The organism is Priestia sp. YIM B13486, assembly GCF_042787865.1.
In the GTDB taxonomy this organism is placed as follows: Bacteria; Bacillota; Bacilli; order Bacillales; family Bacillaceae_H; genus Priestia; species Priestia megaterium.
The window spans coordinates 727882-737996 of record NZ_JBHZOZ010000002.1 but is presented as its reverse complement, the minus strand read 5'-3'; the positions used below and the strand labels follow the sequence as shown (position 1 = coordinate 737996).

Here is a 10115-nt window from a genome sequence, read left to right as displayed (position 1 = left end):
GACTATTTAGCAGATTTTGAATATAACACAAAGAATGATCCTCTTTTTGCAAAGGATATTAAAGAACAGGTTATCTACTTAAAGAGCTTTTCAAAAATCATGTTTCCAGGTTTAAGAATTGGTCTAGCCGTTCTTCCTACCACTATTCTTAACACCTTTCAAAAATTTAGAACGACCATAGATATAGATAGCTCTATGATTTCACAAGCTGCACTATATCTTTATATATAAAGCGGTATGTTTAAACATAATAAATTAAAAGTAAGTAGTATTTACCATAAACGTGCCGAAGTTCTTCATCAATCACTGCAAAATCATCTGGCTAATTACGAGTCATCGTCAGAAATAGTTATGCATGGTCATATTTTGTTACCTAGACAAGTAAATATGAAGTTATTTATTCGTTATTTATATGAACAGCGTGTATATCTGGATTCAGTTGAAAGTAATTATCTAGCCAACTTTCACAAAGAACGGGTTTTAAAGTTAAATGTGTCAAATGTTGAAAATCACCGAGTTGAAGAAGGAGTCAAAAAAATTGCAAGTGCTTTTAAAAAAAGAGATAACTATTTCTTTTAATTACTTAATGTAATTAAGGCCTTTAACACTGTTTAAGAAGAAGAGACTTAAAAGTATTATTCTTATAATGATGTACATTTTTCTCACGTGCCTTTTATATTTATTCCTACCGGTAATTTGTTTTATGTTAACTAAAAGTGAACATGATATTAATTAGAATGAACATCATGTTTTTTCTCAAGGTTGTATGAATAAAAGAAAAAAGCAGGTTTAATCCTGCTTTTATAGCCTTCTCTTGGAGATATGTAGAGTTATACCTTTATTTATAATATTTCTTTCAATACTTTATACTTATCTAGTAAATGTATCAATTGCTAAAAAGGTTCTATTCTTATGATTTTATAACATACACTATATTAGATTTTGATTCGAATAAGGAGGTAGACATGACATATCCTCAATTTCCAACCTATAGTTATATGAGAGTTGATCCCGTTTTAATTAATGATATTGAAAAAGCTATTAATGGGGAGTATAACGCTATTATCTGTTACGAGCAACTAGCTAAGATTGCACCCACAAAAAAAGAGCGTGAACGTATTCTAGAGATAAGAAAAGACGAAATTAAGCATTATCAAACATTCTCTACAATTTATGCAAACCTAACAGGTAAACAGTTTGAAGCCAGCGTTTCAGAGAAGTGTCCAAATACTTATAAAGAAGGGCTGCAAGTTGCTATTGAAGATGAACAAGAAACGGTAGACTTCTATCTAGATATTTCAGATAAAGCACAAGATGTGTATACTAAAGAAGCCTTTCGACGGGCTGCAGCAGACGAACAAAATCATGCTGTATGGTTTTTATATTTTTACACGAACCTTTAAATTGTGTACGTAAAGAGATCAACAGTGAGTTGATCTCTTTGTTATTTACTTCTATAAGAGAATAATGAATGTATGACTACTTGTAATTACTGTTATGATGCTTATTTAAAGGAAGAAAATGTTGGCATGATGGTGGAGTATATCCGTCTTGATTAAGAATGTGCAGGTGAGTTTAAAAAATTAGTTGCATAGGTTAAACGATATAACATACAAAAAGGAGCAAACAAATAGTTTGCTCCTTTTTGTATGTTTGTTACAATACCGATGCTTCTCTCTCATCTAAACATTACAATAATTACTCAATCATTATTTAGCAGAAAGTTCGCTTTCTGTTACCCATTTATGATTTTTTACTTTTTTGCCGCCAGTAGTTGGCGTGTAATCAACCATATACACAGTTGTTTTTTCAGCTGAATCAATAGTGGCTTTGGCACCTTTCATACCCTTCATATGGTCTGCTTCTAGATTCTGTTAAGCTAGATTAGTCAAAGTAATAATGGAGAAAAAGCTTAGCTGAAGTAACACCCTTGTGGTGCAAGGGGTTCTTTTTGGCGTGTGTTCCGAAAAGAGGCTCTATGTTAACTAAACAAGTATAAAATATACAGCTATAAAACAGAATAACCTACTGCTCCTGTACAGTAGGTTGTCCTGTTGGGAATACGAATATGATTTTAGTGGTAGATACCTCACGGCGTCTTGGGTAGTTTGCTCAATTTAATGCACTTTATTCCTACACAGCATATCCATTGCTTTTTTTAAAAGTAAAATGTCTTCTTTCATCATTACTTTCATATCGTCCATATCAAGTTGAATATATTCTTCTTTTAAACGTTCTAATTCCCTGACGAACAGGGATCCAGTATAGTACCCGTAATTTATCACCAATGTATATCTCCTTTATGTGCTATTAATATACTTAATTCCCTTTTATCTAGATTAACAACCAATAAAAGGAATATTCCAAAAAATAATCCTTTGCTGATATAGGCAAAGGATTTTCAAATTTATTGGAATAGGGGGAATATGTTATTAGTCTGGCCAGATTTATAGATTCATATACATATATCTTTAAAAGAAAATCCTGTAACCCAATATAATTACAATGAATAACTTTTTCTATTCATTATAATCTGTTATGTAAATATTAAAATAATCTGTTATGTAAATATTAAAGTATTTCATATATTATTAAAGTTTTATTATTTACACTAACTGACGACAAATATGGGCCTTTTCTACAAATTTCCTTAACTTTATATTACTAAATATCACTGAATTTAACACTAATTCCGTTTATCTAGATGAAGTAAGAAGATACCTTTTCCTCAGAGTCCATTAGAAGAAATATTTTTTATCCACTCTTTTTTTAATAATGCATACTGAAGAGTATTTTCATACCTAGGTGTTCCATCTTCGTATTTAGTAAACGAAATAAACTCAACAAAACACCCTTCTTTACGCATCTCTAATTTTTCACAGAGTTTTTGCGATTTATAGTTATCCTCCTCAGTGTATGCATAGATTCTTCTTGCATCCCTTTGAGTAAATAGATAATTAAGGAATGCTTTCACACTTTCGCTTGCGTACCCTTTCCCTTCATATTCAGCATTAAAATGCCAACCAATGGAATAAGTATTTGGAGCTTCCTTTAAGTAGAATATTTCTCCTATTAGATAATTATTGCCTTTTAAGCAGACTGCAACAAAAGAGTCGTCTTTTTTTCTTTTTTGAACTTTTAAGACAGCTTCTTCTATTGTGTGAACTTTGTCTTCAAGAAAGCAGTTTACCCTTGGATTAGCCAAGTATTCCAAAAGACCTTGAGAGTCTGATTTAGAAAATCTTCTCAATATTAGTCGATCAGTTTCAATTTTCTTCATTAGAAATCCTCCTAATTTCTCTCAAAAGATAATAATAAGAATATATGGTATAACGTAACAATAATGGTTGACTACGTTTTTTGATTTCAGCTGTTAACGTCTTCAGCAACGCGTTCACCAATATCAAGTACACGCGAAATATTTTGCACAATTTCAGGAAGGCCTACTACTGCCTCTTGGAACATCCAAATATAAGCCAGGACTGCATAAATAGCACCAGCCGTAATACCCTCAACCCCTGTAAGTCTGAGGAGTGCAGTTAGGGTTAAGAGAATAACAACGACTTCCATCATCCCCCACGTTTTAGCCTCAGCATTAGAAATGGCAATACGCCATAAGCGTAATCGTGCAAAATGTTTTTGAACAATGGTAAGTGGCCGATGAACAACTATGTCTGCCTCTTCTTCAATCCGATTGTTAAGTGCATGATTAAGACGATAAGATCGTCGACCGAACCAATGGTTTATGATCAGTATTGGAATTATTGCCAATAAACTTAAGACCCCAATGAACCGGTCATAGAGAAATAACATGATAATAGCTCCTAAAAATCGAATAACCGTTGTTACAACTGCCGGTAGCTCCATTTGAAAGAAATCTACTACCTCCCGAGACAGTGAGACGCGTCCTACAATTCGAGTTCCTTTTACTCCATCATCACGCTGACGCTCCACCATATCTCCAGCAACATTAGAATAAATCCCAACAAATACTTTTGTATCGTAAACGTGTCTGAACAACCCAACTCCTAGATGAAGGACCCATAGTAAAGCAAGTGGTATAAGACTAGAAGGATTCCCTTTAAGCAAGCCATCGATTGCAAAACCAGTTGTTGCAGCGTAAAGGAGATCACAAACATTCTCAACAAGAGTGAGCATATACGTAAGGCTAATTCCTTTACGATTTTTTGACCATATACCTTGAAGGAGTTGACTCACAGGGGATTTTGTCTTTTTTATCATTTGCATCTTTTCAACTCTTCCTTTTCTTTAGTTAAACAAATTTTAATTCTATTTATCACTTTATCTTCACATTCATCATCAATTACTCTTTTTACCTACATAAAAAGAGTAAAGAACTTATCATTGCTGTTTATATCTCCTTTCCAGTACAATGAACATCATAAAGTATATGGTTACCGTATAGTCAAGGGGGATTTTATGAGTGAAGAGTTAGGAAAGTACTTTACTACTGGTGAATTCGCGAATCTCTGTCGTGTAAAAAAACAAACTCTGTTTCACTATGATGAGATAGGGTTACTTTCACCTAAAATAAAAAAAGAGAATGGATATAGGTACTATTCGTATGAACAATTTGAAGTCTTTCAAGTAATTGCCTTATTTAAAGAATTTGGTGTCCCATTAAAAGAGATAAAAACTCTCTTAACAGATAAAAAACCAAAAAATATGATTACACTTTTAAAGGAAAAGTCTTTTGAAATTGAAGAAAAAATTAGAAGTCTTGATCACTTACAAGCAATTATTCAAACGCGTTTACAGTTAGCAGAATATACCTTAAAAACTGACTTCTCCTCTATTTCATTGCAGTCTTTAGATGAGGAAACATTTATGATAAGTGAAAATATACTAGAAGAGGCAGAACAAAAATATACTACAATTATCCCGGAGCTCATTCATTACATTCAACTCCATAAATTAGATCGAGGATATCCAATTGGAGCGCTGCTTGCAAGAGAACAAATCCAAAAAAAAGAGTTTTATAATTACAGACACTTATATGTCAAAATTCCAGAAGGGATAGAAAACGTACATTATCACGTACGTCCCCAAGGACTATATGTTGTTGGATATCAAAAAGGTGATGAAACTGAACATGCTTACAATCGAATTATTCAATTTGTTGAAGAAAAAGGGCTAAAAATAGGCGAGTATGCATATGAAGAATATGTGATTGATGAGGTAATGGCGAATGGAATTGAGAATTCAATTACAAGAATTCAACTTCAAATTCAGAGCTACTAACAGGTTTTAGTTTATATAGGCAATGAACACCATGGTCACTAAAGGTTTAAAAAGCAAAAAACCTCCTATTTCCGTAGGGGGTTTTTCTATAGGTTAATGAGGTTCTAGACTGGAGATACTTCTCAGTATCTTGACTAGTTTTTCTACAATATATTTAATAGTTAAAACTATTTTTAATAAAGTATGTTAGCTATTACTTATAAAAATTATAGTTTTCGTCTTCCCAAATCATCGATTTTTAATAGTAATCCAAATTGTGAAAATTTGAGTGTTGAAAAATACGTTATAAAAAGTTAGTGTGAAATTTAACAATATTTAACATGGGAATTTATTAGGTGATGATGGGGATGGGAAATAAACATGTAACACAGGAAGTCCTATTAGAAGAAATAGAGCGTATTAGGGAAATTATGATATATACTGCTTTAAAGGAAGGACTTGTAAGTGATAACACGGTAAAGGTAAGTCAAGAATTGGATATGAAGTTAAATGAATTAGAAGAAATTCATTTAAAAAAAGTCCTTACTTCATAAATAAGGGCTTTTTTGCATGTGTTTTCCGATAATCTGAATTATGGTGCGACAAGAAGTCGCTTTTATATAGTGTGGCTTACGCCACTGGTTTAGACGCAAAAACTATCCCCGTCCAAAACTGCGGGCCTGGTAACGGGCTCGTGGGTTGCATGCGGAAATGTGGAAACAGAGGACAAATGCATGGTCCAGAACACTGCTAGGAGAAGATAGGTACGGTAAACGAACGTGAAGGTTTGTAAGCTTCGTAAGCGTTAGCTCAAGATAGTGCATAGTTTTGCTTGGGTATTGGCAAGAGGAAAAGCAGAATCATAATGCTGCTCTGATGCGTCCCGCATCTTGCCCGGAGTAAAGAACCTACCTACCCCTATCGCATCTGTAAAAAGTGGAACTTGGTAAGCCCTATGTCATCTGCCTAAGCAGTAGGATGACTGCAAAGTCAAACGATGTGGCAGAGGGTATGGGATATGAGAAAAAGCCAAAGCCGTTACCCTGAAAAGGGACAGGAAAGCAGAAACACTGTATAACTGGACGGATACTGTCGTCTTAACAGGCAGTGACAGGCTCGAAAGAGCGCCCACTTCTCATGGGTCTTCAACACGAAAATAAATTTGTGGCTATCTTCTAACGAAAAGGAGCGTGCTGTTATGAATACCTCTCTACGAGCGTCGGCGCACGTCTCGCATAAAGGTTGGTACTCTATTGATTGGAGTATTATACAAAAATATGTAACGAAGTTACGACAAAGAATTTATCGTGCCAAACAACAAAATCAACAAAGAAAAGTAAGGAAACACACCTTTAGTAAGGAGATTTAATGAGAAAATACATAATATTAGATATGCCTATAAATGACATTAAGAAAGTTATGATAGTGGACATCAAAGATGAAGTAAATATGTTTCTTTATAATACGTCAGATGATGTACCTTCAATTGGAGACTATAGTTTTGAAACATTACAAGAAGCTGAAGACTTTTTTAGCAAGGAATTTTCAAAAGAAAAAGATAGTATAGCTTCTTGGATTTATGTACCAAATCCAACTAAGGATTATCAGGAAGATATTATTAAACCAGTAAGAATTAAGGATATAAATACTTGTACTCCTCAATGGGGAACTTATGAGGAATTCGTAAACGGAAAGTGGATAGACATTAAGTTTTAGCCTACCTACTACCGATAACACGCTTAGGATAACTAAGGGAGTGGTTTTTTCATGAGTTCTTATGAATATCAATTAGTAATGAATAACACTAAATGGCAAGAAATTAGAAATGCAATGAACGATTGTTCTATAAATACAATTTGGAGAATACAGGATTTCAAAACTAAATATATAAGTAATTGGGATGGAGATTGGTTTTATCATTTCAAAGGTAATTATAAAAACATTGAGTGGTTAGAAATAAAGATTGAAAATTTAGAAGAGAAGGGTCAGGTAATAAATATACTTAGAACAATTAACATACCAGGAGAAACAAAAGATGATGTTATAAAAGTTTATGGCTACGTTAAAAACAATAATTCTATAGATTATTTATAATAGCTAATGGTTCTTATAATCCCAGTTATGATAACTAGAATCTCATCTCATACTAACTATTTTTTGACCTCCAAATAAGACAAAAAATATGAGGAAAGGTATTGTATGATGAAAAAACAAGACCGACAAAAAAGATTAGAGTTTCTATTGGCAAAGAGAAAGAGGTTAGAGAAAAAAGAGAATAAAGATCCTCTTTTTTCAGAATGTGTAAATGCTTTAGGTAAAGGCGTTATTATATATTCTCCTGAAAAAAGTGAAGAAAGGTATTGCTCGTTTCAAAAAGAGGTTCCATTCACATTTTACGGAAGGATAGAATGGGATAAATTTGATAAATACTGTGTAATTACTTATTTAGAAGATGTAAAAAGCTTAATAAATAACGATGATCTTGAGATATATTGGAGTACAGACAATTTCCCTGTGCTAAAGACGAAGTTTGAGAACATCTTAAGCGTATATGATGATGTTGTAGCTGTAAGTAGCGATACTTTTCTTTATGTAGAAAATAAATACGTAATAGAAATTTATCATGACGGAGAAATTAGAATAGGTTCCTTAGACAATTTCCGATAACGTATTTTATGTTAACAGTTATAAAATCAAAAAAGGGGTACCGTTGCCAAACGAATTGTCGAACTTCATCAAGGAGAAATATGGGCAGAAAGTGAGAAAGAAAAGATAACGATGTATGTTGCGTTGCCTTTTCCTCATGATAAAGAAGAGAAAGAGATTATTTATGAAGATTTATGAACTAATTAGATTAGCAGTAGAAATTATGTTTACACTAATTTCTGATGATGTTCTCATGCTAATTTTTTATGAAAAAACACCTTCAAGTGATTACCAGGTAATCACTTGAAGGTGTTTTCTATTATTTTATTAAAACCGTTGTATTAGCCGGAATTACAAGCTGATTTTTGCCTTTTTTAGCACCTTTTTCACTAGCAAAAATCAATTTACCTTTCGCTGCTACAGATACTTTTACAGGTTGATTTGAAATATTATGATACACGCTAATCGAGTTGCCTTTATACGTACGGCTATAGGCAACAACTTCTTTACTGTCTACTGAAATAGATTGAAGCGTTCCTTTTACTAACTCTTCATGCTGCTGACGCACGCGAATCATTTCACGGTAATGATTTAACAAAGAATCCTTTTGTTTGGTTTGTGCTTCTACAGACACGCCGTTGCCGCCTTTGTTATATACAGGTGTTTCCCAGCTGGTTTGTCCAAGTCCGTTTCCTTCGTACCAGCGGAACGGTTCACGGATTAACTCATCAGGCTTTTCACCGGTCATGCCAATTTCTTCACCGTAATAAATATACGGGTTGCCAGGAAGCGTAAGTAAGATAGAAGCAGCTGATTTTGCTTTGTTCACATCGCCGCTCAGTTCACTCATGACACGATTTTGGTCATGGTTGGTTAAGAAAATACCGTCAATTTTGTTTGGATTGTATGATTTGAACAGCTCATCCGTTGCCGCTGCTGCAGTGGCGATTCCTTGATCATTTCCCGCTTTTACAGAGTTGACAATTTTCCCTGCTAAATCAAAGTTAAATAGGGAATCAAGCGATTGATAGTAAGGAGCTACCACTTCAGGCTGATCCCATACTTCACCCGTTAGATATACGTTAGGGTTTTCTTTTTTCATCGCATCTCTAAACTCATTCCACCACAGGATATTTTTCTTAGCGCCTTCAGGCGTTTGACCTTTAAAAATATGAAGCGCAGCATCTAAGCGGAAGCCATCAACGCCTTGCTTTAGCCAAAACTTTCCGACGTTAATCATTTCTTTTCTTACTTCAGGGTTATCGTAATTTAAGTCAGGCATTCCTTCCCAAAACGTTCCGTAAAAATACTCTCCGTTTGGAGCTTTATGCCATACTTGCTGTCCCCAAGATCCTTTTTCATTCAAGTCGGTATTTTTATCAGCCCAAATATAGTAATCTCTGTACTTGCTGTTTTTATCTTTTAACGCAGCTTGAAACCAAGGGTGTTCGCTGCTCGTATGATTCACAACAAGGTCCATAATGACTTTTACGTCTCGTTTGTCTGCTTCTTTCATCAGCTTGCGAAAATCTTGCAGATTTCCGTACTGCGGATCAATGTTATAATAGTCCGTTACATCATATTTATGATAGCTAGGAGAAGGGTTGACTGGCATCATCCAAATCCCGTTTACTTGAAGATCATTCTTTGTATGAGAATTTCCGTCATTTAAATAGTCCAGCTTTTGTGTAAGACCTTTTAAATCACCATGTCCATCTTTATTTGCATCGTAAAAAGAGTTTACATACACCTCATAAAAGACACCGTTTTTATCTGCTGTTGGAGCTTTACCTTTATGTACAGTTTCGGCGTGAACACCTGTTGATAAGCTAGCAGCCAGCGGCAGTGTTAGAGCTAAAGCTGTCCATTTTTTCCCTTTCATCGTTTCATCCCCTTTTTTGCAATCGTTTGCATAAATTGACTACAATTGAAATATAGCACCTATTTGAAAACGATTACAACGAAAATTTCATTTTGATTATTTTGAACTAGTAATTATTCTGACAACCTAGTTATTTACTGTGTCTAATGACATTAAGCGGCTGCGTTATATTAAGGCTATAGATAGAAGATAGCAATAAAATAAGGGATTATTATCCAAGTGAAAATAATGACTATGTCAAATATTCTGACAATGTTGTTGTTCAATTCATCATCTCGTGCTAAAATCCAAATATAACTGAAAAACGGTACTATGGTTCCGAAAAACGGAACTTAAAGTATCGATG

11 protein-coding genes and 3 pseudogenes are annotated in these 10115 nt (G+C 34.0%); 9 read left to right on the top strand and 5 right to left on the bottom strand.

What is annotated here, in order from left to right; all coding sequences use genetic code 11:
- From ACFX4G_RS07930 to ACFX4G_RS28180, 3 genes and pseudogenes are all read left to right on the top strand, one after another.
- Nucleotides 1-231, top strand: a pseudogene (locus ACFX4G_RS07930) (aminotransferase-like domain-containing protein); the annotation flags it as partial.
- Nucleotides 232-965: 734 nt separating this feature from the next.
- Complete coding sequence (locus ACFX4G_RS07925; protein WP_043978945.1) at nt 966-1403, top strand: ferritin-like domain-containing protein; 438 nt, start codon at nt 966-968, stop codon at nt 1401-1403.
- 72 nt (nt 1404-1475) lie between these two features.
- Nucleotides 1476-1559: a hypothetical protein gene (locus tag ACFX4G_RS28180; RefSeq protein WP_471876883.1), complete on the top strand. Its 84-nt coding sequence runs from the start codon at nt 1476-1478 to the stop codon at nt 1557-1559.
- A gap of 150 nt (nt 1560-1709) precedes the next feature.
- Here the strand turns inward: ACFX4G_RS28180 and ACFX4G_RS07920 are convergent.
- The 4 genes and pseudogenes from ACFX4G_RS07920 to ACFX4G_RS07905 form a co-directional block, all read right to left on the bottom strand.
- Nucleotides 1710-1868, bottom strand: a pseudogene (locus ACFX4G_RS07920) (YdhK family protein); the annotation flags it as partial.
- A 249-nt stretch (nt 1869-2117) separates the two neighbouring features.
- The gene (locus ACFX4G_RS07915) at nt 2118-2285 is read right to left on the bottom strand and encodes a hypothetical protein (protein ID WP_176521215.1); all 168 of its coding nucleotides are present in this window, start codon (nt 2283-2285) and stop codon (nt 2118-2120) included.
- Between the two features lie 443 nt (nt 2286-2728).
- Nucleotides 2729-3280 carry a GNAT family N-acetyltransferase gene (locus ACFX4G_RS07910; RefSeq protein WP_377573784.1) on the bottom strand — a complete coding sequence of 184 codons (552 nt, stop codon included), beginning with the start codon at nt 3278-3280 and terminating at the stop codon, nt 2729-2731.
- 86 nt (nt 3281-3366) lie between these two features.
- Nucleotides 3367-4248: an ABC transporter six-transmembrane domain-containing protein gene (locus tag ACFX4G_RS07905; RefSeq protein ID WP_377573781.1), complete on the bottom strand. Its 882-nt coding sequence runs from the start codon at nt 4246-4248 to the stop codon at nt 3367-3369.
- A gap of 192 nt (nt 4249-4440) precedes the next feature.
- On the opposite strand from ACFX4G_RS07905, the gene ACFX4G_RS07900 reads away from it, so the two are divergent.
- From ACFX4G_RS07900 to ACFX4G_RS07875, 6 genes and pseudogenes are all read left to right on the top strand, one after another.
- Nucleotides 4441-5262: a MerR family transcriptional regulator gene (locus tag ACFX4G_RS07900; RefSeq protein ID WP_377573778.1), complete on the top strand. Its 822-nt coding sequence runs from the start codon at nt 4441-4443 to the stop codon at nt 5260-5262.
- A 347-nt stretch (nt 5263-5609) separates the two neighbouring features.
- Nucleotides 5610-5795, top strand: coding sequence for an aspartyl-phosphate phosphatase Spo0E family protein (locus tag ACFX4G_RS07895; RefSeq protein WP_255255702.1), 186 nt, complete (start codon nt 5610-5612; stop codon nt 5793-5795).
- A 644-nt stretch (nt 5796-6439) separates the two neighbouring features.
- Nucleotides 6440-6586 (top strand): annotated as a pseudogene (locus tag ACFX4G_RS07890) (reverse transcriptase N-terminal domain-containing protein); the annotation flags it as partial.
- Nucleotides 6587-6609: 23 nt separating this feature from the next.
- On the top strand, nt 6610-6957 hold the full coding sequence (locus tag ACFX4G_RS07885; RefSeq protein ID WP_097823327.1) for a hypothetical protein: 348 nt from the start codon (nt 6610-6612) through the stop codon (nt 6955-6957).
- Between the two features lie 51 nt (nt 6958-7008).
- The gene (locus ACFX4G_RS07880) at nt 7009-7335 is read left to right on the top strand and encodes a DUF6678 family protein (protein WP_097823328.1); all 327 of its coding nucleotides are present in this window, start codon (nt 7009-7011) and stop codon (nt 7333-7335) included.
- 105 nt (nt 7336-7440) lie between these two features.
- A complete protein-coding gene (locus ACFX4G_RS07875) occupies nt 7441-7908 on the top strand; it encodes a CDI toxin immunity protein (RefSeq protein ID WP_097823329.1) in 468 nt (155 codons plus the stop codon).
- Between the two features lie 298 nt (nt 7909-8206).
- Here the strand turns inward: ACFX4G_RS07875 and ACFX4G_RS07870 are convergent, their stop codons facing one another.
- Nucleotides 8207-9769, bottom strand: coding sequence for an alpha-amylase family glycosyl hydrolase (locus ACFX4G_RS07870; RefSeq protein WP_097823330.1), 1563 nt, complete (start codon nt 9767-9769; stop codon nt 8207-8209).
- Nucleotides 9770-10115: the final 346 nt, after the last annotated feature.